Annotated in this window: 22 protein-coding genes and 1 pseudogene; 15 read left to right on the forward strand and 8 right to left on the reverse strand. The window is 60.6% G+C overall.

Annotated elements, in window-relative coordinates:
- The first annotated feature begins 363 nt into the window (after positions 1–363).
- Together brnQ and GIW48_RS15320 are read left to right on the forward strand one after the other, a co-directional pair.
- On the forward strand, positions 364–1,677 hold the full coding sequence (gene brnQ, locus GIW48_RS15315; protein ID WP_056859730.1) for a branched-chain amino acid transport system II carrier protein: 1,314 nt from the start codon (positions 364–366) through the stop codon (positions 1,675–1,677).
- Positions 1,678–1,910: 233 nt separating this feature from the next.
- Positions 1,911–2,651 (forward strand): DUF599 domain-containing protein, encoded by a 741-nt coding sequence (locus GIW48_RS15320; RefSeq protein ID WP_017134479.1) that lies wholly within the window; start codon positions 1,911–1,913, stop codon positions 2,649–2,651.
- A gap of 96 nt (positions 2,652–2,747) precedes the next feature.
- Here GIW48_RS15320 and GIW48_RS15325 read toward each other — a convergent pair whose 3' ends face one another.
- Entirely contained in the window at positions 2,748–3,005 is a 258-nt protein-coding gene (locus GIW48_RS15325) for a hypothetical protein (RefSeq protein ID WP_017134478.1), read from the reverse strand.
- A 159-nt stretch (positions 3,006–3,164) separates the two neighbouring features.
- Between GIW48_RS15325 and GIW48_RS15330 the strand changes: the two genes are divergently transcribed.
- From GIW48_RS15330 to GIW48_RS15345, 4 genes are all read left to right on the forward strand, one after another.
- Positions 3,165–3,641 (forward strand): PaaI family thioesterase, encoded by a 477-nt coding sequence (locus GIW48_RS15330; RefSeq protein ID WP_017134477.1) that lies wholly within the window; start codon positions 3,165–3,167, stop codon positions 3,639–3,641.
- Positions 3,638–4,090 (forward strand): PaaI family thioesterase, encoded by a 453-nt coding sequence (locus GIW48_RS15335; protein ID WP_170039974.1) that lies wholly within the window; start codon positions 3,638–3,640, stop codon positions 4,088–4,090. Before GIW48_RS15330 ends, GIW48_RS15335 begins: the two co-directional genes overlap by 4 nt.
- 89 nt (positions 4,091–4,179) lie before the next feature.
- Positions 4,180–6,084 (forward strand): molecular chaperone HtpG, encoded by a 1,905-nt coding sequence (gene htpG / locus GIW48_RS15340; protein WP_169985747.1) that lies wholly within the window; start codon positions 4,180–4,182, stop codon positions 6,082–6,084.
- A 66-nt stretch (positions 6,085–6,150) separates the two neighbouring features.
- Complete coding sequence (locus GIW48_RS15345) at positions 6,151–6,879, forward strand: dienelactone hydrolase family protein (protein WP_099549023.1); 729 nt, start codon at positions 6,151–6,153, stop codon at positions 6,877–6,879.
- A 99-nt stretch (positions 6,880–6,978) separates the two neighbouring features.
- Here GIW48_RS15345 and GIW48_RS15350 read toward each other — a convergent pair whose 3' ends face one another.
- A complete protein-coding gene (locus GIW48_RS15350; protein ID WP_099549022.1) occupies positions 6,979–7,845 on the reverse strand; it encodes a pirin family protein in 867 nt (288 codons plus the stop codon).
- Positions 7,846–7,909: 64 nt separating this feature from the next.
- A complete protein-coding gene (locus GIW48_RS15355) occupies positions 7,910–8,326 on the reverse strand; it encodes an OsmC family protein (protein ID WP_099549021.1) in 417 nt (138 codons plus the stop codon).
- Between the two features lie 205 nt (positions 8,327–8,531).
- On the opposite strand from GIW48_RS15355, the pseudogene GIW48_RS29905 reads away from it, so the two are divergent.
- A pseudogene (locus GIW48_RS29905) lies at positions 8,532–9,302 on the forward strand (MCP four helix bundle domain-containing protein); the annotation flags it as partial.
- Positions 9,294–10,157: a methyl-accepting chemotaxis protein gene (locus GIW48_RS29910; protein ID WP_371318486.1), complete on the forward strand. Its 864-nt coding sequence runs from the start codon at positions 9,294–9,296 to the stop codon at positions 10,155–10,157. The pseudogene GIW48_RS29905 and the gene GIW48_RS29910, both read left to right, overlap by 9 nt.
- Positions 10,158–10,333: 176 nt before the next feature.
- Here GIW48_RS29910 and fabB read toward each other — a convergent pair whose 3' ends face one another.
- From fabB to GIW48_RS15385, 5 genes are all read right to left on the reverse strand, one after another.
- Complete coding sequence (gene fabB / locus GIW48_RS15365; protein WP_017134470.1) at positions 10,334–11,554, reverse strand: beta-ketoacyl-ACP synthase I; 1,221 nt, start codon at positions 11,552–11,554, stop codon at positions 10,334–10,336.
- Between the two features lie 11 nt (positions 11,555–11,565).
- A complete protein-coding gene (gene fabA / locus GIW48_RS15370; protein WP_003210552.1) occupies positions 11,566–12,081 on the reverse strand; it encodes a 3-hydroxyacyl-[acyl-carrier-protein] dehydratase FabA in 516 nt (171 codons plus the stop codon).
- Positions 12,082–12,330: 249 nt separating this feature from the next.
- A complete protein-coding gene (locus GIW48_RS15375; protein ID WP_017134469.1) occupies positions 12,331–14,232 on the reverse strand; it encodes an ATP-binding protein in 1,902 nt (633 codons plus the stop codon).
- A complete protein-coding gene (locus GIW48_RS15380; RefSeq protein ID WP_186617347.1) occupies positions 14,229–15,158 on the reverse strand; it encodes an ABC transporter substrate-binding protein in 930 nt (309 codons plus the stop codon). Before GIW48_RS15380 ends, GIW48_RS15375 begins: the two co-directional genes overlap by 4 nt.
- Before the next feature lies 1 nt (position 15,159).
- On the reverse strand, positions 15,160–17,280 hold the full coding sequence (locus tag GIW48_RS15385; protein ID WP_236460856.1) for a TonB-dependent receptor plug domain-containing protein: 2,121 nt from the start codon (positions 17,278–17,280) through the stop codon (positions 15,160–15,162).
- 193 nt (positions 17,281–17,473) lie between these two features.
- On the opposite strand from GIW48_RS15385, the gene GIW48_RS15390 reads away from it, so the two are divergent.
- The 7 genes from GIW48_RS15390 to GIW48_RS15420 all read left to right on the forward strand — a co-directional run bounded on the left by GIW48_RS15390 (position 17,474) and on the right by GIW48_RS15420 (position 23,266).
- Entirely contained in the window at positions 17,474–18,499 is a 1,026-nt protein-coding gene (locus tag GIW48_RS15390; RefSeq protein WP_176991174.1) for an NAD(P)H-dependent glycerol-3-phosphate dehydrogenase, read from the forward strand.
- A gap of 11 nt (positions 18,500–18,510) precedes the next feature.
- A complete protein-coding gene (locus GIW48_RS15395) occupies positions 18,511–18,858 on the forward strand; it encodes a DUF4389 domain-containing protein (protein ID WP_099549018.1) in 348 nt (115 codons plus the stop codon).
- Positions 18,855–19,304, forward strand: a complete 450-nt coding sequence (gene sixA / locus GIW48_RS15400; RefSeq protein ID WP_236460855.1) for a phosphohistidine phosphatase SixA — start codon at positions 18,855–18,857, stop codon at positions 19,302–19,304. The genes GIW48_RS15395 and sixA overlap by 4 nt, the downstream gene beginning before the upstream one ends.
- An 86-nt stretch (positions 19,305–19,390) precedes the next feature.
- Positions 19,391–21,040, forward strand: a complete 1,650-nt coding sequence (locus GIW48_RS15405) for an AMP-binding protein (RefSeq protein ID WP_236460854.1) — start codon at positions 19,391–19,393, stop codon at positions 21,038–21,040.
- A 30-nt stretch (positions 21,041–21,070) separates the two neighbouring features.
- Positions 21,071–21,514 (forward strand): hotdog fold thioesterase, encoded by a 444-nt coding sequence (locus GIW48_RS15410; RefSeq protein WP_138449178.1) that lies wholly within the window; start codon positions 21,071–21,073, stop codon positions 21,512–21,514.
- A gap of 97 nt (positions 21,515–21,611) precedes the next feature.
- Positions 21,612–22,415, forward strand: a complete 804-nt coding sequence (locus tag GIW48_RS15415) for an alpha/beta fold hydrolase (protein ID WP_099549015.1) — start codon at positions 21,612–21,614, stop codon at positions 22,413–22,415.
- Positions 22,412–23,266, forward strand: coding sequence for an alpha/beta hydrolase (locus GIW48_RS15420; RefSeq protein ID WP_099549014.1), 855 nt, complete (start codon positions 22,412–22,414; stop codon positions 23,264–23,266). The genes GIW48_RS15415 and GIW48_RS15420 overlap by 4 nt, the downstream gene beginning before the upstream one ends.
- The last annotated feature ends 36 nt before the right edge of the window (positions 23,267–23,302 follow it).

Genomic DNA, 23,302 nt, shown 5'->3' on the forward strand with positions numbered 1-23,302 from the left:
TGCCCATTTTTTGGCAGATTTACTCGGTCAAATGTGGGAGCTGGCTTGCCTGAGATAGCAGTGTGTCAGCCAACACATTTGGCACAGACAGATCGCTATCGCAGGCAAGCCAGCTCCCACAGGGACGGCACTGCCAAATTAAGTATGAAAACGCGACATTTGGATGTCGCTTATCGGACAGTCCGCCCCGCAACAGTGCGTTTGTCGGCTTATTTCTGTACTCTAGCCGCCTCTTTATGCGTCCGCCTCCCAAAAGGAAGCCGCGCGCTAGACCGGTCGGTCCCCATCAGGGCCGGCAGCAGTTCCCTCATCCACAGGGAATCCCTCTCTAAATTCCGATTCAGTAGTGTGGTATTTCCTGAAATGAAAGTGTTGAAAAGCCAGGACATCCTGGCGTTAGGCTTTATGACTTTTGCCCTGTTCGTGGGCGCCGGCAACATCATCTTCCCGCCTATCGTTGGTTTGCAGTCCGGGCCTCACGTCTGGATGGCAGCGCTGGGCTTCCTGATCACCGCAGTTGGCTTGCCGGTGGTTACCGTGATCGCGCTGGCCAAGGTCGGCGGCGGCATGGACGCATTGAGCAGCCCGATCGGCAAGATCGCCGGTGGCCTGCTGGCGGCGGCGGCGTACCTGGCGGTAGGTCCGCTGTTCGCCACCCCGCGCACCGCGACTGTTTCGTTTGAAGTGGGCCTGGCGCCGCTGACCGGCGAAAGCCCGCTGGCGCTGTTCCTCTACAGCTCGGTGTACTTCCTGCTGGTGTTCTTCATTTCCCTGTACCCAGGGCGTCTGCTGGACACGGTAGGGCGTTTTCTCGCACCGTTGAAGATCATCGCCCTGGCCGTGCTGGGCATCGCTGCGTTTGCCTTGCCGGCCGGTGATGTCGGTGTTGCCACCCCGGAATACGTCGCTGCACCGTTCTCCCAGGGCTTTATCAATGGCTACTTGACCATGGATACCCTCGGCGCGCTGGTGTTCGGTATCGTCATCGTCAACGCGATTCGTTCCCGTGGTGTTGAGTCGCCAAAGCTGATCACTCGCTATGCGATCATCGCCGGGCTGATAGCCGGCGTGGGCCTGGCGCTGGTGTATATCAGCCTGTTCCGCCTGGGTTCGGGCAGCCACGCGGTGGCGGCCGGTGCCAGCAATGGCGCGGCAGTGTTGCACGCCTACGTGCAACACACCTTCGGCTCCCTGGGCAGTGGCTTCCTCGCTGTGCTGATCTCCCTGGCGTGCCTGGTCACTGCCGTGGGCCTGACCTGTGCTTGCGCCGAGTACTTCAGCAAAGTGCTGCCATTGTCTTACAAGACGCTGGTGGTGATCCTGGCGCTGTTCTCGCTGTTCGTGTCCAACCTGGGCCTGACCAAGCTGATTGCCTTCTCGATCCCGGTGCTCACCGCGATCTACCCGCCGTGCATCGTGCTGGTGGCCCTGAGCTTCTGCAAAGACTTCTGGCAGGAGCAGGGCCGTATTGTTGGCCCGGTGATGCTGGTGTCGTTCATCTTTGGTTGCATCGACGCGCTTAAAGGCGCTGGCTTGGCCGATTGGATGCCTGCACAGTTGGCGCACCTGCCGCTGAGTGAGCAAGGCCTGGCATGGCTGGTGCCGTCGGTGATGACGCTCGGCGTGGCGGTAGTGGTTGACCGTATGCTCGGCAAGCGTAGCGAAGCCATCGCCTAAGCCGCGGTTTCACGCTGTACTGAAATGCCCCGTATCAATCGATACGGGGCATTTTTTATGCCTGCAAGACCACAACGCTCTAAAGTTGGAGTTCGGTCAATGTGGGAGCTGGCTTGCCTGCGATGGCGTCGGTTCAGTCACTGCTGTGTCGCCTGATCCACCGCCATCGCAGGCAAGCCAGCTCCCACATTTTTAACCGTGTTTGTCTTTAATCATCGTATACAAGGCCCTGCATGTCGTTCATCGAAACCAATCAAATCCACCTGCTGGCCGCCTTCTGGTTTGCCCTGTGCTGGGGTGGCTACACCCGCTATGCCAGTTGGAAAGCCCGAGACACCGCCTGCCTGGCCAGCGTGCTGCACCTGTATCGCGAAGACTGGATGCGCCGTATGCTGCTGCGCGATAACCGGATTGCCGACGCCAGTGTGATCGGCAACCTGGAGCGCAATGCCTCGTTCTTCGCCTCCAGCACGTTGATTATTCTCGCCGGTATTCTCACCGTGCTGGGCGCGTCCGAGCGTGCGGTATCGTTGTTGGCGGACATCCCCATGGTGCAGCAGGCGTCACAGGGCATGTCGGAAATCAAGCTGCTGTGCCTGGCGCTGGTGTTCGTCTACGCGTTCTTCACCTTCAGCTGGTGCATGCGCCAATACAACTTTGCCGCCGTGCTGGTGGGCTCGGCGCCGATGATCGGAGAGCGGCAGGTGTCGGAGCAGGAGCGAAAGGCATTTGCCCTGCGGGCGGCGCGGGTGATTTCGATGGCGGCCAACCAGTTCAACTTTGGCCTGCGCTCGTATTACTTCGGCATGACCATGCTGGCCTGGTTTGTCAGCCCCTGGTTGTTCATGTTGATGAGCAGCGGTGTGGTACTGGTGCTGTATCGCCGCGAGTTTCATTCCGACGTACTGCAGGTGATGGTTTATACGCCGACCGATATGCCGGTAGCCGAGCCGGCTAAAGAAACTGTGTCTTGATGAGTGGCACCCAGGGTTAATCAAATTCTATAAATCGCAGGCAAAGTAAAGCCCGCTATGTAAGCGGGCTTTCTTTTTGCAGCAAATGCCAGGCTATTAGTTCTTGGCAGGTTCTGCAGGTGCAGCAGGTGCAGCTTCTTTCGCGGCGGCTTCGTTCGATTCAGCCTGAGCTTTGGCAGCATCGGCGTTTTCTTTCGCAGCGTCGTTCACTTTATCCTGTGCTTTCGCCATGTCCTTCTGAGCTTGCTCAGAATGCGCGGCGGCATCTTGGGCTTTGTCTTCGGATTTCTTATCGCAGGCAGCGAGACCGAGGGCAGCGGCCAACATCATGGAAATAGCTAAAGTCTTGCGCATGGGGTGTTTCTCCTTATTGAAGATATCTACTGGCCTTTCGAGCTTGGACGGCCAGCATTAGTTCCTTTTGTTTCAAAGATATATAAAACACCGCTGCCAAGGAACTTTTAGTCCTGTCCCGGCTACTGCGCAAACCCACACTAATAAGAGTCTGCACACATGACCGAAAATCCCTTGTTAGAGCGTGCCACACGCTTTGTTTTGGCCCTGCGCCATTGCCAGGTGCTGGGCATTATCGTGCATGCCGCCAGCGAGGAGGGCATGACGCTGGCCCTGCCTTACGGCCCGCATATCGTCGGTGACCCTCAGACCGGCGTGATTCACGGCGGCGCGCTGACCTCACTGATGGACACCGCCTGCGGCATGGCCACGCTGTGCGTACTGCCGGAGTTCGAGGTGTGCCCGACCCTGGATTTGCGCGTCGACTACATGCATCCCGCCGAGCCGCACAAGCCGGTGTATGGCTTTGCACAATGCTACCGGGTGACCACCGACGTGATCTTTACCCGTGGCTTTGCCTACCAGGATGATCCTCAGCAACCCATCGCCCATGTGGTGGGCACCTTCATGCGCATGGGCAAGCGCCTCAAAGGCACGCAAGGACTCGGCAATTCGATCAAGGGAGACCAGGCATGACGCATCGATTCAAGACCCGCCTCGAACAGGCCCATGAGCGCGGCGACTATGAGGCGTTGCTCAACCTGGTGCCCTACGCCAAGCTGATCGGCATCGAATGCTCAAGGTTGGGGGATGAGCTGCTGTTTCGCCTGCCGGCCAACAAGGACAATATTGGTAACCCGATATTGCCAGCGCTGCACGGCGGTGTGATCGCAGGCTTTATGGAGCTGTCGGCAGCGTTACATTTGCTGGTATTTACCGGTGTGCCAGGTTTGCCGAAAATCATCGATTTTTCCCTGGATTACTTGCGTGCCGGGCAGTTTCGCGACACTTACGCCAAATGCCAGGTGTGGCGCCAAGGCCGCCGGGTGGCGAATGTGGCGATCACCGCCTGGCAAAGCACCGCCGCTGAGCCGATTGCCACCGCTCGCGCACATTTCAAAATTGAGGAATTGGTGCGCCCTTGAAATCCTGGTCTTAGCCCCCAACTTTGATGACAACCCGCCGCCAACCCTTTCGGGCGCGGCCACTGCCATCCAATTGGAGTTTGATGACCATGAGTGTGGAAACTCAAAAGGAAACCCTGGGCTTCCAGACCGAGGTGAAGCAACTGCTGCACCTCATGATCCATTCGCTGTATTCCAACAAGGAAATCTTCCTTCGCGAATTGATCTCGAACGCCTCTGACGCTGTCGACAAATTACGTTTCGAAGCCCTCTCCAAGCCTGAGTTGCTGGAAGGTGGCGCCGAACTGAAAATCCGTGTGAGCTTTGACAAGGACGCCAAGACCGTCACCCTCGAAGACAACGGCATCGGCATGAGCCGTGAAGACGCGATTACCCATCTGGGTACCATCGCCAAGTCCGGCACCGCAGACTTCATGAAGAATCTGTCGGGCGACCAGAAGAAAGATTCGCACCTGATCGGTCAGTTCGGCGTGGGCTTCTACTCGGCCTTCATCGTTGCCGACAAGGTTGAAGTATTCAGCCGCCGTGCTGGCCTTGACGCCAGCGAAGGCGTGCACTGGGCCTCCAAAGGTGAGGGCGAGTTCGAAATCGCCACTATCGACAAGGCTGACCGTGGCACGCGTATCGTGCTGCACCTCAAAGCCGCTGAAGATGAATTCGCCGACGGCTACCGACTGCGCAATATCATCAAGAAATACTCCGACCACATCGCTTTGCCGATCGAACTGCCGAAAGAACAAGCGGCTGTCGAGGGCGAAGAGAAACCTGCCCAGGAATGGGAAGTGGTCAACCGTGCCAGCGCCTTGTGGACCCGCCCTCGTACCGAAGTCAAAGACGAGGAGTATCAGGAGTTCTATAAGCACATCGCTCACGACTACGAGAACCCGCTGAGCTGGAGCCACAACAAGGTCGAAGGCAAGCTGGAATACAGCTCGCTGCTTTATGTACCGGCCCGTGCCCCATTCGATCTGTACCAGCGTGAGGCGCCAAAAGGCCTGAAACTGTACGTGCAGCGCGTGTTCGTGATGGACCAGGCGGAATCGTTCCTGCCGCTGTACCTGCGCTTCATCAAAGGTGTGGTCGACTCCAACGACCTGTCGCTGAACGTGTCGCGGGAAATCCTGCAGAAAGACCCGATCATCGACTCCATGAAGTCGGCGCTAACGAAGCGCGTGCTCGACATGCTGGAAAAACTGGCGAAGAACGAGCCTGAGCAATACAAGGGCTTCTGGAAAAACTTCGGCCAGGTCATGAAAGAAGGCCCGGCAGAAGATTTCGCCAACAAGGAAAAAATCGCCGGCCTGCTGCGTTTTGCCTCGACTCAGGGTGACGACGGCGAGCAGATCGTGTCGTTGGCCGAGTACCTGGCACGCGCCAAGGAAGGTCAGGACAAGATCTACTACCTGACCGGCGAAACCTACGCCCAGGTCAAGAACAGCCCGCACCTGGAAGTCTTCCGCAAGAAAGGCATCGAAGTGCTGCTGTTGACCGACCGTATCGACGAGTGGCTGATGAGCTACCTCAGCGAGTTCGACGGCAAGACCTTCGTCGACGTGGCCCGTGGTGACCTGGACCTGGGTAACCTGGACTCCGAAGAAGAGAAGAAGGAAGCCGAAGAAGTCGCCAAGGCCAAAGAAGGCCTGGTTGAGCGGATCAAGACTGCCTTGGGCGATGCCGTCAGCGAAGTGCGGGTTTCCCACCGTCTGACCGACTCTCCGGCGATTCTGGCCATCGGTGAGCAGGACCTGGGCATGCAGATGCGTCAGATCCTCGAAGCCAGCGGGCAGAAAGTGCCGGATTCCAAGCCGATCTTCGAATTCAACCCGGCTCACCCGCTGATCGAGAAACTCGATGGCGAGCAGAGTGAAGAGCGTTTTGGCGACCTGTCGCACATCCTCTTCGACCAGGCAGCCCTGGCTGCCGGTGACAGCCTTAAAGATCCGGCCGCGTATGTGCGCCGGCTGAACAAGCTGTTGGTTGAACTGTCGGTTTAACACCGTTGTAGAAAAACCCGCTTCGGCGGGTTTTTTCGTTCTAACGCACCTCAACTGGAGTAAATGATGAGCCAAGTCACTGTACGTTCCGTGGTCTATCAGATTGATGGCCAGTCTTATGAAAGCCGCCTGGCGTTCGATGCCAGCCACAAGGGCCCGCTGCCGGGCCTGCTGATGGCGCCGAACTGGATGGGGGTGAGTGCGGGTGCCGAGGAAATCGCCAAGAGCGTGGCCAGCCAAGGCTACGTGGTACTGATCGCCGACCTGTACGGGCAGACCGTGCGCCCGACGAATGGCGATGAAGCCGGCGCTGCGATGATGCCGTTGAAGAACGATAACCCGGCGCTGCTCAAGCGCATGCAGGCGGCCTTTGAGCAACTGCAAAGCCAGACCGAAGCGGCCGTTGATACCTCGAAGCTGGCGACCTTCGGTTTCTGCTTTGGTGGTTTCTGCTCGCTGGAGCTGGCACGCACCGGTGCGCCGTTGAAGGCTGCTGTGTCGTTCCACGGCACGATCGACACACAAAACCCGGCCGGTGCCAAGCACGTCAAGGGTTCGGTGCTGGTGCTGCACGGCGCGTCCGATCCGTTGGTGCCGAAAGAGCAACTGCCGGCGTTTGAGCAAGAAATGAACGCCGCCGGTGTGGATTGGCAACTGCTGAGCTACGGCGGCGCGGTGCATTCCTTTACTGACCCGCACGCCAATGTGCCGGGCAAGATGATGTACGACGCGAAGACGGCCAAGCGTGCGTTTCAGTCGATGCATAACTTGCTGGATGAAGTGTTCAAGGGCTAAAGCTTTAGCGCCTGTTCCGGCCTCATCGCAGGCAAGCCAGCTCCCACACGTTGAACTGTGAATACATTCAACATGTGGGAGCTGGCTTGCCTGCGATAGCTATCTGACAGGCAACTCAATCCTTTCAGATTCACCCGGCACCGTCGGCCAATCCCCGGCCGCCCAGCGCTGCCTGGCCTGTTCAATCACCGCCGGATCGCTCGCGACAAAATTCCAATTGATCCGGCGTGGCCCATCCAGCGGCGCGCCGCCGAACACCACCACGTGGCAATCGCTTTCGGCAAACAAGGTCATTTCCTGCCCGCTCGGCAATACCACCAGGCTATGCGCCTCCACTGCCTCACCGTCCAACTGCACCTCGCCGTCCAGCACATACACCGCGCGCTCCTCATGCTCATCCGGGATCAGCAGCGTCGTGGCCGTGTGCATCTGCACCTCGGCATATAACGTAGGCGACAGCACCGGCACCGGCGATTTAAGGCAGAAGCCCGCGCCTGCGATCAGGCGAATCTGCACGCCCAGGTTATCGCTCACCGGCAGGCTTGCCGCCGGGTGATGGCTGTAGTGGCCCGGCCCGGTTTCATGGTCCTTGGGCGAGGCCAGCCACACCTGCAGGCCGTGCAGGCTGAAACCACTGGCCTTGAGGGCTTCGGGCGTGCGCTCGACGTGGGCAATTGCGCTGCCGGCGGTCATCCAGCTGACGTCACCGGCTTGCACTACCTGGTCCGAGCCCAGGCTGTCCTTGTGTTGCAGGGCGCCTTCGAACAGGTAGGTGAGGGTGGACAGCCCGATATGCGGGTGCTGGCGGATATTCATGCCGGTGCCGGGTGCATAGCGGGTCGACAACATATGGTCGAAAAACACAAAAGGCCCGACGCTGCGGCATTCGCGTGACGGCAGCGGTCGCAGGATCGGCTGGCCTTCGACGTCTTCGGCGCGCGGGCGGATCACGGTAAGGGTGGTCATGGGGCGTCCCTGTCTGAGCGGGTTAGGTGCTACTGAGCATAACCCGCTCGACGGGAGGTTGGGGCTACTGGCTGAAAGCGCCTTCGGACAGTTTGGTTTCGATGGTGACGTCGGCAGTGGTCATCAGCTTGTGTACCGGGCACTTATCGGCGACGCGATGCAGCTCATCGCGCTGCTCATCGCTGAGTACGCCCTTGAGCGTCAGCTTGACGTTGAGCTTGTACTTGCCTTTTTGCTCCTCTGAGCTGTCGTGGGTAACTTCCACGGTGACGCCGGTGAGCGGGATGTCTTTTTTCTGCGCGTAGAGCTTGACGGTCAGCGCCTTGCACGAGGCCAGGGCGGCGTCGAAATAATCGTGGGGCGAGGGCGCCGAATCATCACCGCCCAGGCTCTTGGGCAGGTCGGTGAACAGTTCGTGGTTGTTGATGTTCACGCTGTGGCGAAAGTTGTCGTGGTTAAGCGTATTGACGGTAACAGGCATGGCAAACCTCACGAGGGCAGTAAAAGGTCATGCAGTTATAGAGCATGCCGGCACTTCAGTGTTCCGTGTTTTTTCCAATGGCTGCCCGCGCGATTGCCAAGCGCGTTGATATCGCGTTTTCGTCTTACGCAAACGCGACAAAGGGCCGATACCTTTCAGGAGACCTGCTGCAGGTGGATGCAGCGCATTCGGAAGGAATCCAGGCATGAGTATCCGTAGTTTGAATATCGCCCCGCGCGCAGGCTTAGGCTTTGGCGTGCTGGCATTGATGGTGTTTGCCCTGGGCGGCTTCGCCCTGCTGCAGATGGCCAATATGCGCCAGCAGTCCGATCAGGTGGAGAACAACTGGCTGCCCAGCGTGATGGCGGTGGGGGAGATGAGCCAGGACCTGTTGCGGGTGCGTGCCCTCACCCTGCGTTTGGTGGTCAACCGTGACCCGCAGGCGCTGGCGCAGAACGAACAGAAGCTCACCGACCTGAAAAACGGCCTGCACCATGCGCAGACGCTCTACGAAGGGTTGATCGTACTGCCCGAAGAGCGTGTGCTGTTTGATCGTTTCAAAAACCAGGAGCAGCAATACCTGCAACGTCAGGAGCAGGTGATGGCGTTTTCCAAGGCCAACCAGCTGGAGGATGCGGTCAGGATCGTCAATGGGGAGATGAATCAACTGGCCGATGAGATGGCCGCGACCCTGCACGACCTGGTCGCCTTGAACAAGGCCAGTGCCAACCAGGCCGCGAACCTCGCGCAGAGCGTGTTCACCCAATCGCGCACATGGGTGGTTGGCATGATAGTGCTCACAGCATTGATCACCATTGGCCTGGCGGTATGGCTGACCCGCAGCATCGTGCTGCCGTTGGCGCAGTCGCTGAAGGTTGCCCAGGGCGTGGCAGGCGGCGACCTCACTGGTGAGATCAACGTAACCGGCAACGATGAACCCGCGCGCTTGCAGCAGGCGCTCAAGGGCATGCAGGAGAACCTGCGCGACACCATTCGACGGATTGCCGAGTCTTCGAACCAATTGGCCTCGGCTTCTGAAGAACTCAGTTGTGTGACTGAAGATGCGACCCGTGGTTTGCACCAGCAGAACCAGGAAATTGAACAGGCGGCCACGGCGGTCAACCAGATGACCGCGGCGGTGGAGGAGGTGGCGAGCAATGCGGTGGCCACGTCACAGGCGTCCCGTGAGTCTGACCGCATTGCCCAGCGTGGGCGCGAGCAGGTGCATCAGACCGTGGTGTCGATTGAAGCGCTGGCCGATGACGTCACATCCAACGCGACCCAGGTTGAGGACTTGGCGCAGAAGGTCTATGGCATCAGCAAGGTGTTGGATGTGATTCGCTCGATTGCCGAGCAGACCAACTTGCTGGCGCTGAATGCCGCGATCGAAGCGGCGCGCGCGGGCGATGCCGGGCGTGGGTTTGCGGTGGTGGCCGATGAAGTGCGGGCACTGGCCCATCGCACGCAGCAGTCGACTCAGGAAATAGAATTGATGATAAGCGGGATTCAGCAAGGCACCGATCAAGCTGTCAGTTCGATGCAGCAGAGCAATACGCGGGCGCGCTCTACGTTGGATATCGCCAAGTCGGCGGGCACGGCGTTGGAGGAGATTGCGTCGGCCTTTACCTTGATCAACGAGCGCAACCTGGTGATTGCGAGTGCCTCGGAGCAGCAGGCAGCGGTGGCGCGGGAGGTGGATCGCAATTTGATGAATATTCGCGACCTGGCGCATCAGACGTCGACGGGCGCTAACCAGACCAGTGCGGCGAGCCAGGAGTTGTCGCGGTTGGCGGTGGACCTGAATACCATGGTGGCGCGGTTTTCGGTGTAGGGCTTGGGACCGAGGTGACGCTATCGCAGGCAAGCCAGCTCCCACATGTTGAATGGCGAACACCGTCATATGTGGGAGCTGGCTTGCCTGCGATGTAGGCGACTCGGTCTCATTCCATTGCCCACAAAAAAGCCCCGAACCAGTCGGGGCTTTTCCAGGTGATCAACCTGCGGGGCTTACTTGCCCTGCCAGCGTTTCAGTACCAGGGTGGCGTTGGTGCCACCGAAGCCGAAGCTGTTGCTCATCACGGTGTCGATTTTTGCGTTTTCAACGGTCTTGGTCAGGATCGGCATATCGGCGACGACCGGGTCGATCTCGTCGATGTTGGCCGAGCCGGCCATGAAGTTGCCTTCCATCATCAGCAGGCAGTAGATCGCTTCGTGAACGCCGGCGGCGCCCAGGGAGTGACCCGACAGGCTCTTGGTGGAGCTGATGGCCGGAGCCTTGTCACCGAATACCGCACGCACGCCTTCCATTTCCTTGGCATCGCCGACCGGAGTCGAAGTGCCGTGGGTGTTCAGGTAGTCGATTGGGGTGTCCACGGTGGACATGGCCATCTGCATGCAACGAATGGCACCTTCGCCGCTCGGCGCAACCATGTCGTAACCGTCGGAAGTAGCGCCGTAGCCGACGATTTCCGCGTAGATTTTTGCACCACGGGCCAGAGCGTGTTCCAGCTCCTCGACCACCACCATGCCGCCACCGCCGGCGATGACGAAGCCGTCACGCTTGGCGTCGTAGGCGCGGGAGGCCTTTTCCGGGGTTTCGTTGTACTGGGTGGACAGCGCGCCCATGGCGTCGAACAGGAACGACTGGCTCCAATGTTCTTCTTCGCCGCCGCCAGCGAAAACGATGTCCTGCTTGCCCAGCTGGATCTGCTCGACCGCAGTACCGATGCAATGAGCACTGGTGGCGCAGGCAGAGGAGATCGAGTAGTTCACACCCTTGATCTGGAACGGGGTGGCCAGACAGGCCGAAACAGTGCTGCCCATGGTCCGCGTTACACGGTACGGGCCAACGCGTTTCACGCCTTTTTCGCGCAGGATGTCCAGCGCTTCCATCTGGTTGAGGGTCGATGCGCCGCCGGAGCCGGCGATCAGGCCGGTGCGTACGTTCGAAACCTGGTCTTCGCTCAGGCCGGAATCGGCAATGGCGTCTTTCATGGCCAGGTAAGCGTAAGCGGCAGCGTGGCCGACGAAGCGATAGATCTTGCGATCAATCAGTTCTTCGAGGGGCAGGTCAATGGAGCCGGAAACCTGGCTACGCAGACCCATTTCGGCATATTCCGGGTTGAAGCGGATGCCAGGGCGACTTGCACGCAGGTTAGCGGTGACGGTCTCTTTGTCATTGCCCAGGCAAGAAACAATGCCCAGACCAGTGATAACGACGCGGCGCATGCGGATAACCCTTAAAAGTTGTCAGTGGAAGTGAATACGCCGACCCGAAGGCCTTCGGCAGTATAGATCTCGCGACCGTCGACAGTCACCGAACCGTCGGCGATAGCGAGGTTCAGCTTGCCCTTGAGGACGCGCTTGATTTGAATGTTGTAGGTGACTTTCTTGGCAGTCGGCAGGACCTGGCCAAAGAACTTCACTTCGCCCGAACCCAGGGCGCGGCCGCGACCTGGCAGGCCTTGCCAGCCCAGGTAGAAACCGACCAGTTGCCACATGGCATCAAGGCCCAGGCAGCCCGGCATCACAGGGTCGCCTTCGAAATGGCAGGCGAAGAACCACAGGTCAGGGGTGATATCCAGCTCGGCGACCAATTCACCTTTGCCGTACTTGCCACCCTCTTCGCTGATATGGGTGATGCGATCCACCATCAGCATGTTCGGGGCGGGCAGTTGCGCGTTACCTGGGCCGAACAGCTCACCGCGACTGCAGCGCAGCAGGTCTTCCCGAGTAAAGGCGTTTTGTTTGGTCATGCGAGCTCCTCAATAATCCCATGCGGCAGGGCAGGGTAAATCTTCCCGGACCGAATGAAGCGTTCATGCCTCATACCGGCAGCCTACACATAGACTATTGCGTTGTAGTGAAAGTCACAGCGTCAAGGTACTCAATGTACACTTGTTCACTGAAATTTTAAACCGAGCCTGTTTATCGGCCCGTTTGGGTGCCTAAGACTGCCGCACTTTCGTCTCTCGCGCCAGTCGCAGTTGGTTGATGGCGCGGCGCTATTGCACCCAGCGCTGCAGTATTTGCTGCAAATCCGTGCGTTTGAACGGCTTGGCCAGGTAATCGTTCATTCCGGCTGCCAGACAGGCTTCGCGATCGCCCTGCAAGGCGTTGGCCGTCAACGCGATAATCGGCAGGTCGGCGCAGCCGGGCAGTTGGCGAATCCGGCGGGTGGCTTCGTAGCCGTCGATCAGCGGCAGGCGGCAATCCATCAGGATCGCGGTAAAAATCAGGCTCTCGGCGCTGCGGATTGCCTCGGCGCCATCGGTGGCCAGGCTCACTTCAAAGCCCAGGCTGCGCAACATGGCCTCGACCACGGTGCGGTTGACCGGGTTGTCTTCCACCAGCAACACATGGCGGCCATCACCCGCGCTGGCCTTGCCCTCGGCGTCCAGGGCGATCGCCGGCAAGCTGTGCTGGTCGATGGCCAGTGGAATTTCCAGGGTAAATACCGAGCCACGGCCTTCCTGGCTTTGCGCGCGCAACGTGCCGCCCATTCGTTCGGCCAGCGTGCGAGCAATAGGCAGGCCCAGGCCGGTGCCGCCGTAACGTCTGGAAATGGAACTGTCAGCCTGCTGGAACGCATCGAACATCAGCTCCAGGCGTTCAGCGGAAATCCCGATGCCGCTGTCGCGCACCGTGCAGGTGAACCACACCAGTTCATGGTCGAGAGTTTGCCAATGGGGCTCGACGGTGACGCTGCCGTGCTCGGTGAATTTGAGCGCGTTACCGATCAGGTTCACCAGGATTTGGCGGATACGCGTCGGGTCACCCCTCACGCGCAAGGCGTCCATGCCCAGCGGAATCGGTAATTCCAGGCTCAGGCCACGTTGCTGTGCGCTGTGCTGGAAGGCCTGGGCGCAACTGTTGATCAGGTCCGCCAGGTTGAAGGCGATATGTTCCAGCTCCAGCGCGGCGCGTTCGATACGTGAGAAATCGAGGATGTCGTTGATGACTTTAAGCAGGTGCTCGGTGGACTCCGAGGCCAGCGCCGCGTACTCGGTCTGCTCCTCGGTCATCTCGGTGGTTTCCAGCAGTTGCAGCATACCCAGCACGCCGTTCATGGGCGTGCGCAACTCGTGGCTCATCATCGCCAGGAAGTCCGACTTGGCGTTGTTGGCCCGTTCGGCTTCTTCGCGGGTCTGGATCAACTGGGCCATGGCCTGGTGCTGTTCGCGGCTGGCCTGGTTAAGGCCTTCGGCGAGGTTGTTGATGTGCCGCGACAAGTCGCCCAGCTCCGAATCATCGACAATCGGCAGCGGTGTCTTGTAGTCGCCTTGCTGGATGGCTTTTACCGCGTGGCCCATGGCGCTGATCGGCTGCGACAGGCTCGCGGCCAGGCGTCGCGCGAGCAGGAAGGTAAACAGCAGGGCGAACAGTGCGAGGATGCCGGCCTTGAACAGAATCTCCTGCTGGCGCTGGCTGAAGGCGTCGTTGGACATGCCGACGATCACCCGGCCCAGGTAATCGGCACGCGGCGCCTTGGGTTCGTTGAGGTTGTCCTGGAAAAAGTCATTGCCCAGCTGGATATGCTGTAAGCGGATGGGCGCCTGGAACACTTTCACCGACAGCGAACGGTCGTGTTTTTCCGAAGGTTGTTCGACGTACACCAGGATGTTCTCAGTGCTGTCCTGAATCTCCAGGAAGCGCACATGCGGGGTGGCCAGCGTGGCACGCAGCAGGCTTTCGAGCACATCGTTGTTGCCGGAAATCACCCCGTACTCCGTGGCCGGGGCCAGTTGGTTGGCGATCAACTGGCCGGTGTGGTCGAGTTCCTGGCGTAGGTCCTGGATACGCACGAAGGTAAAGAAGCTGATCAACAGCAAGGTCAGCAACAGCGCCGGGCCCAGGGTGATGAGCTGGGTGCGGGTGTTGATGTCCCAACGACGGCGCAAGGTCATGGGCGTTTTTCTCCTTCGGCCAGGCGGGCGGCGACGGCGGTTTCGTCCACCTGTTCGATCCCCAGTGAGCGCGCGACCTGCGGATTACCCACGACTTTGAAGTGTTGCGGGTACAGGCTGCGTGGCCAGTTGGCTGGTGGATGATCCAGCAGCCGGTCGAGCACCGCCAGCCAGTCGGCCTGGTCGCTGTAGGTGCTGGCCAGGCTGCCGGCCTTGACGAACCCGGCGTTGGGCCCCACCAGCGGCAGTTGCTGGGCGTAGCTGCTGAGCAACAGGTTCTTCACGGTTTTCGGGTTGTACAACTGCGGGTCGTCGAGCCCGAGCAGCACGTCACTGTTCTTGAGCAGGTTTTGCAACGGGCGGCTGTCGTTAATGTTGTCCCAGCGTTGCGCCACGATTTCCAGGCCCATGGGCGCTGCATACTCGCGCAACTCCGGCAGCAGGAACTCACTGTCGCTGCCATAGAGCACACCGATGCGTTGGGCCTGCGGCAGGATGTTGGCGATCAGCTTGAGTTGGCGCGCCAGCGGCGGGTCGCTCCACAACAGGCTGATTTTTGCCGGGTGGGTGGTGCCCAGGCGCTGGCGTGCCTGTAAGCGGCTGATGCGCAACACCAGGGTCGGCGGGCCCTGGTCATCCTGCAGGCGCCAGTCGAGGCCGGGCAGGTCCAGCAGGATCAGGCGCGTGCCGGGCGGCAACTGGCTCGGCGCGGGCAAGTCTTTGAGCGGGACAAAGCTCACCTGGTCTTCGGGGCGTTGCTGGGCGAGGGCCAGGGTAAATGCCTGAACGCCGGCACCGTCTTCGGCGGCGGTCAACAGGATATCGGCGCTCCACGCCGGCGCGGTCAGCAACAGGCACACCAGCAGCAAGGCGCGGCGCCAGAGCCGAAAGATAAAGAAGGGGGTCATCCGTGACTGAGCGCCCATGTCAGAATTCCAGCTCCGCGCTGAAATACAGGACATGGCGACTGTCGTAGTTGTTATCGGCCCAGGTGGTGGGCTGGTTATCGAGGCGTTGTTGCAACATGCCGGCCAGCTCCACATTGGCTTTGCCCAGGGCAATGCGCTTGGCCACCCGCAGGTCGACCCGTTCGAAGCGATATTGGTTGAGCGCATCGTCGCCATAGTAGAACAGCGCACTGGACCAGCCGTGGCCCCACTCGCGCAGCCAACCGGCCGAGCCGCTGTTGCGCGCGGTTTGCGCCTTGTCCAGCGGGTTGCTGGAAGCGGCGTCGACGTAAGCATAGGTCAGGCGCAGACGGTCGGTATTGCTCATGCGCCAGTCGAACTGCGATTCGGCGCCGGTGAACCGTGCGCTGTTGGCGTTGCTGGCAATGTATTGGTTGTTGCGCAGCGGCGAGCTGATCATCTCGGTGATTTCGTCGTAGAACAGTTTCACGTCGACATTCAACCCGAAATCGGCAAAGAAGCCGTTGTAGCCCAGCTCTCGTGAACGCATCAACTCTTTATCGAGGTTGCCGGGGCCTCGCGTTACCACAAAATATTGCCCGGAGTTCTGCCCGTAGGTCGGGGAGCTCAAATTGGTGACGCGGTAACTCCAGTTGACGTTGTTCTCGAACATGTCCGGCGAGCGAATCGCCTCGGAGTACACCGCCCGCAAGCCGTGGCGCGGGTTGATCAGGTAGTTGACCGCCACCCGTGGCGTCAGCGAGTTGCCGCTCAGGTGGGTGTCTTCGTACATGGCGCCGCCTTGCAGCAGCCAGTGTTCGCTGGCGCGCCATTCCAGGTGGCCGAACAAGCGCCAGGTGGTGTCGTCGAGGGTGCCGTTGAAGTAGGTGTCGGAGTCGGCGCGGTCGTAACGGTAGTTCATGCCGCTGACCAGGCGCAGGCTATCGGACAGGCTCAGGGTGTCCTGAATCTCCAGGTCGTAGCGGCTTTCGCGGGTGCTTTGGTCGATGTCGCCGCACACGCTTTGGTTAGCGCCGTTGCGCCACTGGTCGAGCACCTGGTTGCCCAGCGTTTGTTCGGCGGCACTGCCGGGTGGTGCAACGCCCTGGCTGTAGGTGTCCATGTGCCGCGCCAACCGTTCGGCATAGTTGGGGTTCAACTGCCACAACTGCGTCAGTTCCGGGCTGAACGAGACCTTGGCGTCACAGGCTTTCCAGACCTGCTGGCGGTCCCATTGCTGGGCCGAGCCTTGAATGTACAGGCTGTGTTCGGGGCTGAAGTCGAAGTTCCAGCGCAACGACCCGGCATAGTCCTTGGCGACGGCATCGGAATTGGTGCCGCCTTCGGTAATCCCTGCGAACACCGGCAGGTAGGTATAAGGACGCTGGTTGGTGCCTTCCTTAGCATCAAATTGCCAATCGAGACTCTGTTGCGCATTCAGGGTCTGGCTCACCGCCAGGCTGAAGCGGTTGAGGCGGCGGCCGTCACGACGGTCGGCACCGACGGCATCACTGTCAAAGCCATCGTCCTGCTGGCCGGACAAGGACAGGCGCAAGTCACCGGTTTCCCAGCCCACACCCTGGCTGGCGTAATAGTCGTTGATGCCGCGTTGGCCACGGATGACTTTAATCCGCGAACCATGGCTGTTGGCCGGTGAGCGCGTGAGGATATTGACCACCGCCATCAGCGCGTTGGCGCCGTAGCTGACGGTGTTGGGGCCACGGAACACCTCGATGCGCTCGATATCTTCCATGGCCACCGGGATGTCGCTCCAGTCCACGGTGGCCAGGCCCGCGCGGTACACCGAGCGCCCGTCGATCAACACCTGCATGCGTCGCGCGTCGCTGGCGCTGGTGCCGTGGTAGTTCACCGCCGCCTGGTTGCCGGTGGTGTAGCCGACCATCATCCCCGGCACCAGCCGCAGCAGTTCAGCGATGTCGCGTGCGCCGCTGGCTTTGATCAGCTCGCTGTCGATCACCGTCATGCTGCCGGGCACGGCCGCGGCCGATTGCTTGAGGCGTGTGGCGGTCAACACTTGCGGCAGTGGCTGGCTGTCGAGAAACAGGTCATCCGCCAGCGCAGCTGTGCTGCACAGCAATATCAGCAACAGAGATGAGCGAGGAGGATGGCCCAGATGCACGGTGCAGCCTTGATAATTACGGATAGCCGCCCATGTTAACTGAGGTGGGGCCATTTGCCAGTCGTGGGACTTGCAATTACTTCACACAAGTGTGGCATTTTCCGACAAGCGCACGAATTGACGCGGGGGCTGGCCGCAAGCGGGTCGCCCCGTATAATGCCGCCATCGCCATGTAAGGATTAACGGATTGCATATGACTGAACAGCGCCCTATTGCGGTCCTGGGAGGCGGAAGTTTTGGTACCGCCGTGGCTAACCTGCTGGCTGAGAACGGCCACGCGGTGCGCCAGTGGATGCGTGATCCCGAGCAGGCCGAGGCCATCCGCGTGCATCGGGAAAACCCCCGTTACCTTAAAGGCATCAAGATTCATCCGGTGGTGGAGCCGGTCACCGACCTGTTGGCCACGCTGACCGACTGTGACCTGTGCTTTGTCGCGCTGCCTTCCAGCGCCTTGCGCTCGGTGTTGGCGCCCCACGCTGAACGCCTGGCCGGCAAGCTGCTGGTCAGCCTGACCAAAGGCATTGAGGCGCAGACCTTCAAGCTGATGAGCGAAATCCTCGCCGAGATCGCCCCGCAGGCGCGCATCGGCGTGCTGTCCGGGCCGAACCTGGCACGGGAAGTCGCCGAGCACGCGCTGACCGCCACGGTGGTGGCCAGTGAAGACGAAGCACTGTGCGAACGTGTGCAGGCCGTGCTGCATGGCCGTACCTTCCGCGTCTACGCCAGTGGCGACCGCTTCGGCGTCGAGCTGGGCGGGGCGCTGAAAAACGTCTACGCGATCATCGCCGGCATGGCCGTGGCGCTGGGCATGGGCGAGAACACCAAAAGCATGCTGATCACCCGCGCGTTGGCGGAGATGACCCGCTTTGCCGTGAACCAGGGCGCCAACCCGATGACCTTCCTCGGGCTGGCAGGCGTCGGTGACTTGATCGTCACCTGCTCGTCGCCCAAAAGCCGCAACTATCAAGTCGGCTTCGCCCTCGGCCAGGGCCTGAGCCTGGAAGACGCGGTCACGCGCCTGGGCGAAGTCGCCGAAGGCGTCAACACCCTCAAGGTGTTGAAGGCCAAGGCCCAGGAAGTCGGTGTGTACATGCCGCTGGTCGCCGGGCTGCATGCGATCCTGTTTGAAGGGCGCACCTTGGACCAGGTGATCGAGGTGCTGATGCGCGCCGAGCCCAAGACCGACGTCGACTTCATTTCCACCAGCGGTTTCAACTGAGGAACGCGCACATGAACGATCCTAAAGACACCCCAAAATACGAGTCCATCCTGCTGCGCGTCCTGTGGATGCTGGTGTTTGCCCTGGTGTGGCAAGTGGCGCAGTTCCTGCTCGGTGCGCTGGTGGTGGTGCAGCTGATTTATCGCCTGATCTACGGCGCGCCGAACCTGGGCCTGATGAACTTTGGCGACAGCCTCAGCCAGTTCCTGGCGCAGATCGGCCGTTTCGGCAGCTTTCATACTGAACAGAAACCTTGGCCGTTTGCCGATTGGCCAACCCCACGCGCACCCGAAGGCGAAGCCGCCCACAGCGTGCCACCCGCGCCGCACCCGGCGCGTGATGAGGAGCCAAAGCTGTGAAGCTATGGATTTTGCGTCACGGTGAAGCCGAAGGGCATGCGCGCACCGACGCCGAACGCAACCTCACCGAGCACGGCCGTGGCGAAGTGTTGCGCAGTGCTGCGCACCTGATCGGCCAGCCCATCAGCGCAATTATCGCCAGCCCTTATGTGCGCGCGCAGCAGACCGCGCAGTTGGTGCGTGACGCGCTGGGGTTTGAGCCGCAGGTCCGCACGGTGCCGTGGTTGATGCCTGAGGGCAACCCGCTGCAAGTGCTGGAAAAGCTCGACACCGATGACAACGTGCTACTGGTCAGCCACCAACCCTTGGTGGGCAGCCTGATCAGCTTTTTGCAGCATGGTCACCAGCGCCAGCCAGAGCCGATGCACACCGCCAGCCTGGCGGAGCTGGAAGGCGATTTTCCGCTGGCAGGGCTGATGAGCCTGGTCAGTGTGAAGCATCCGTAGGAAAAGCAATCGCGACTTTGTGTGCTATATAGTCAACCAAGCAAGTGCTTGGTTGGCTATCATCGGATCACAAAGGAGCGCGTCCCATGCCTGTCGCTTTTCGTTTGCCGTTGCAGGTCTTCTTCGAACGTGAAGCGCGACACCCGCGCAAACCCTTTCTGGTGCAACCCATCGGCGGCGGCGAGGTGCAGACGCTCACCTGGGGCGATGTCGGCCATCAGGCCCGTTGCGCCGCGCATTGGTTGCGCGCCCGGGAATTGCCCCAAGGCTCGCACATTGCCCTGATCTCGAAAAACTGTGCGCACTGGATCATTGCCGACCTGGCGATCTGGATGGCCGGGCATGTGTCGGTGCCGTTGTACCCCAACCTCACGGCCGAGTCCGTCAACCATGTGCTCACGCATTCCGAGGCGGCGCTGGTGCTGATCGGCAAGCTGGATGACTGGCCTGCGATGGCGCCCGGCATCCCGGCCGGGTTGCCGACCATCAGCTTGCCGTTGTGCCCGGCCGGCGACTTTGATTTCAGCTGGGCAGACCTGCAAGCCAATGCGCCGATCCAGGACAACCCCGCGCCGGATGCCGCAAGCCTGGCAACCATCGTCTACACCTCCGGCACGACCGGCCTGCCCAAAGGCGTGATGCAAACCTTTGGCGCCCTTGGATTTGCGGCCACGCGCGGCACAGAGATATTTGGCTTGGGCGAGGGCGACCGGCTGCTGTCGTACTTGCCGCTGTGCCATGTGGCGGAGCGCATGTTTGTCGAGCTGGCCTCGATCTATACCGGGCAAACTGTGTTTTTCGCCGAAAACCTCGAGACTTTTCTGACCGACCTGCGCCGGGCGCGGCCCACAGCCTTGTTCGGCGTGCCGCGTATCTGGACCAAGTTCCAGATGGGCGTCTACGCCAAAATGCCGGAAAAACGCCTCGATACCCTGTTGCGCCTGCCTTTTATCGGCAAGCGCGTCGGCCATAAAGTGTTGGCCGGGCTGGGCCTGGATGCCCTGCGCATCGCGCTGTCCGGCGCAGCGCCGGTGCCCGAGGCGCTGTTGCGCTGGTATCAACGCCTGGGCCTGGACGTGCTGGAGGTGTATGGCATGACCGAAAGCTGCGGCTATTCCCACGTGTGCCGCCCTGGCCAGCAAACGCTTGGCTGGATCGGCCTGCCATGTCCTGGCGTTGAAGTGCGCATCGACCCGGCGGGCGAAGTGCAGGTGCGCAGCGGCGCCACAATGCTCGGCTACTTCAAGGACCCGCAGAAAACCGCTGAAACCCTCACCGACGATGGCTTCCTGCGTACTGGCGACAAGGGCGAGCAGGACGCCGACGGCCGCCTGCGTCTGACCGGGCGGCTCAAGGAGATCTTCAAGACCAGCAAGGGCAAATACGTAGCCCCGGCGCCGATCGAAAACCGCCTGGCTGAACATGCACGCATCGAACAAGTCTGTGTGGTTGGCGATGGCCTGTTGGCGCCGCTGGGCTTGTGCGTGCTGTCAGCCGGCAGCCAGGACCGGCAGGCGCTGCGCAGCAGCCTGGAACGCTGGCTGGAACAGGTCAACGGCGCACTGGACAAGCATGAACGCTTGCGCCAACTGGTGGTGGTCAAAGACAACTGGGCGGTGGAAAACGGCTTTTTGACGCCGACCTTAAAGATAAAACGCAACGTGATCGAGTCGACTTACGGTGCACAATTTTCGGCCTGGAGCGAACGCAGTGAGCCGATTGTGTGGCAGGATTAGGACCGTAATAAAACCAATAAGGACGACTTCATGAGCTTGTGGCGCACCCAACCGAATATCGAGCAACTCAACGCCATCCAGAAAAACACCATCGGTGAACTGCTGGATATCCGTTTCGAAAGCTTCGACGACGAGTCGCTGACCGCGAGCATGGTGGTCGACCATCGCACCCACCAGCCGTACGGCCTGCTGCACGGTGGCGCGTCGGTGGTGCTGGCCGAAAGCGTCGGCTCCATGGCGGCTTACCTGTGCATTGATGCCAGCAAGTTCTATTGCGTGGGCCTTGAAGTCAACGCCAACCACTTGCGTGGTGTGCGCAGCGGGCGGGTGAGGGCGGTAGCACGGGCGATTCATATCGGCCGTACCACTCAGGTGTGGGACATTCGCTTGACCAGCGACGATGGCAAAGCCAGCTGTGTGTCGCGCCTGACCATGGCCGTGGTGCCGTTGGGCGAGAACCCACCTGCACGATAGGCGTGGCGTGAGTGTCATCATTCCTGGCGGTTACAGTCATTGCTGTACGGCTTAAGGCTGGTGACAATTCACTTCTGTTCCCGTAGATGGATCCTGTATGTCGCAGCACGTGTTTTTTGCCCATGCCAATGGCTTTCCTTCAGCCACTTACGGCAAGTTGTTTGCCGCCCTGGCCCCGGAGTACGCGGTGGCGCATTTGCCGCAGCACGGTCACGACCCCAGGTTTCCGGTGGATGACAACTGGCAGAACCTGGTGGATGAGCTGATCCATCACCTGGAACAGCAACCGGAACCGGTGTGGGGCGTGGGCCATTCCTTGGGCGGCGTGCTGCACTTGCACGCGGCCATGCGCCGCCCGCAGCTGTACCGTGGTGTGGTGATGCTTGATTCGCCGGTATTGACCCGCGCTGACCGCTGGGTAATTCGCGCTGCCAAACGTTTTGGCTTTATAGACCGCCTGACCCCGGCGGGGCGTACCTTGGGCCGGCGTGAAGAATTCAGCGACCTGGCCGCCGCACGCAGCTACTTCGCCGGCAAAACGCTGTTTCGCGGCTTCGACCCGGAGTGCTTTGACGCGTATTTGCAACACGGCCTGCAACAGGTGGGCGATCGCCTGCGCTTGCGCTTTGACCCGGCCACCGAAATCAGTATCTACCGAGGCGTGCCCCATACCAGCCCAGGCCAGGTTCGCCAGCTGAAGGTGCCGCTGGCGGTGGTGCGCGGGCGTCAGAGCCGGGTGGTGATGCGTCACCATGCCAGTGGTGTCGATCGTCTGCCCATGGGTGAAATGCTCACCATGCCCGGCGGCCATATGTTCCCTCTCGAACGCCCTCAGGACACCGCGACGTTGATCAAGAACCTGTTTTCCCGCTGGGAAGCCCGTGAGCGCAGCTGCGCATGAGCAACCCCGTCGAAGAAGTGCGCCTGAGCCTGCCGCATATCGAATTGGCCGCGCATTTGTTCGGGCCTGAAGACGGCCTGCCGGTGATCGCCTTGCATGGTTGGCTGGACAACGCCAACAGCTTTGCGCGGCTGGCGCCCAAGCTTGCGGGTTTGCGCATCGTTGCGCTGGACATGGCCGGGCATGGGCACTCGGCGCATCGGCCTGCCGGGGCCGGCTACGCCTTGTGGGATTACGTGTTTGATGTGCTGCAAGTGGCTGAACAACTGGGCTGGAAACGTTTTGCATTACTTGGCCATTCCCTTGGCGCCATCGTTTCCCTGGTGTTGGCCGGAGCGCTGCCGGAACGCGTCACACACCTGGGGTTGATCGACGGCGTGATCCCGCCGACCGCCGCTGGCGAGAACGCCGCCGAGCGCCTCGGCATGGCGTTGCAGGCGCAATTGAGCCTGCAAGACAAGCGCAAACCGGTCTACAGCACCTTGGATCGAGCCGTCGAAGCGCGCATGAAAGGTGTAGTGGCGGTCAGCCGTGAAGCCGCTGAACTGCTGGCCCAGCGCGGTTTGATGCCCGTGCCGGGCGGCTATACCTGGCGCACCGATGCACGCTTGACCCTGGCGTCGCCGATGCGCCTGACCGATGAACAGGCGATGGCTTTCGTGCGACGTGTGGGTTGCCCTACACAATTGGTCGTCGCGGCTGACGGCATGCTGGCGAAACATTCCGAATTGCTTTCTCAGCTACCTTTTACGGTGAACACGCTGCCGGGCGGCCATCATTTACACCTTAATGATGAGCCCGGCGCGATCCTTGTTGCAGACTGTTTCAATCGGTTTTTCTCCATGCCTTGACTTGGCGGGGTCAACTGCCGAGGCTGGGCGGATTGA

The sequence above is a fragment of the Pseudomonas sp. PA-6-3C genome, from assembly GCF_021605825.1.
Taxonomy (GTDB): domain Bacteria; phylum Pseudomonadota; class Gammaproteobacteria; order Pseudomonadales; family Pseudomonadaceae; genus Aquipseudomonas; species Aquipseudomonas edaphica.

Excerpts from the sequence above, each read along its gene's own strand:
- brnQ (WP_056859730.1), top strand. The coding sequence starts at position 364 with ATGAAAGTGTTGAAAAGCCAGGACATCCTGGCGTTAGGCTTTATGACT.
- GIW48_RS15320 (WP_017134479.1), top strand. The coding sequence starts at position 1,911 with ATGTCGTTCATCGAAACCAATCAAATCCACCTGCTGGCCGCCTTCTGG.
- GIW48_RS15325 (WP_017134478.1), bottom strand. The coding sequence starts at position 3,005 with ATGCGCAAGACTTTAGCTATTTCCATGATGTTGGCCGCTGCCCTCGGT.
- GIW48_RS15330 (WP_017134477.1), top strand. The coding sequence starts at position 3,165 with ATGACCGAAAATCCCTTGTTAGAGCGTGCCACACGCTTTGTTTTGGCC.
- GIW48_RS15335 (WP_170039974.1), top strand. The coding sequence starts at position 3,638 with ATGACGCATCGATTCAAGACCCGCCTCGAACAGGCCCATGAGCGCGGC.
- htpG (WP_169985747.1), top strand. The coding sequence starts at position 4,180 with ATGAGTGTGGAAACTCAAAAGGAAACCCTGGGCTTCCAGACCGAGGTG.
- GIW48_RS15345 (WP_099549023.1), top strand. The coding sequence starts at position 6,151 with ATGAGCCAAGTCACTGTACGTTCCGTGGTCTATCAGATTGATGGCCAG.
- GIW48_RS15350 (WP_099549022.1), bottom strand. The coding sequence starts at position 7,845 with ATGACCACCCTTACCGTGATCCGCCCGCGCGCCGAAGACGTCGAAGGC.
- GIW48_RS15355 (WP_099549021.1), bottom strand. The coding sequence starts at position 8,326 with ATGCCTGTTACCGTCAATACGCTTAACCACGACAACTTTCGCCACAGC.
- GIW48_RS29910 (WP_371318486.1), top strand. The coding sequence starts at position 9,294 with ATGCAGGAGAACCTGCGCGACACCATTCGACGGATTGCCGAGTCTTCG.
- fabB (WP_017134470.1), bottom strand. The coding sequence starts at position 11,554 with ATGCGCCGCGTCGTTATCACTGGTCTGGGCATTGTTTCTTGCCTGGGC.
- fabA (WP_003210552.1), bottom strand. The coding sequence starts at position 12,081 with ATGACCAAACAAAACGCCTTTACTCGGGAAGACCTGCTGCGCTGCAGT.
- GIW48_RS15375 (WP_017134469.1), bottom strand. The coding sequence starts at position 14,232 with ATGACCTTGCGCCGTCGTTGGGACATCAACACCCGCACCCAGCTCATC.
- GIW48_RS15380 (WP_186617347.1), bottom strand. The coding sequence starts at position 15,158 with ATGGGCGCTCAGTCACGGATGACCCCCTTCTTTATCTTTCGGCTCTGG.
- GIW48_RS15390 (WP_176991174.1), top strand. The coding sequence starts at position 17,474 with ATGACTGAACAGCGCCCTATTGCGGTCCTGGGAGGCGGAAGTTTTGGT.
- GIW48_RS15395 (WP_099549018.1), top strand. The coding sequence starts at position 18,511 with ATGAACGATCCTAAAGACACCCCAAAATACGAGTCCATCCTGCTGCGC.
- GIW48_RS15405 (WP_236460854.1), top strand. The coding sequence starts at position 19,391 with ATGCCTGTCGCTTTTCGTTTGCCGTTGCAGGTCTTCTTCGAACGTGAA.
- GIW48_RS15410 (WP_138449178.1), top strand. The coding sequence starts at position 21,071 with ATGAGCTTGTGGCGCACCCAACCGAATATCGAGCAACTCAACGCCATC.
- GIW48_RS15415 (WP_099549015.1), top strand. The coding sequence starts at position 21,612 with ATGTCGCAGCACGTGTTTTTTGCCCATGCCAATGGCTTTCCTTCAGCC.
- GIW48_RS15420 (WP_099549014.1), top strand. The coding sequence starts at position 22,412 with ATGAGCAACCCCGTCGAAGAAGTGCGCCTGAGCCTGCCGCATATCGAA.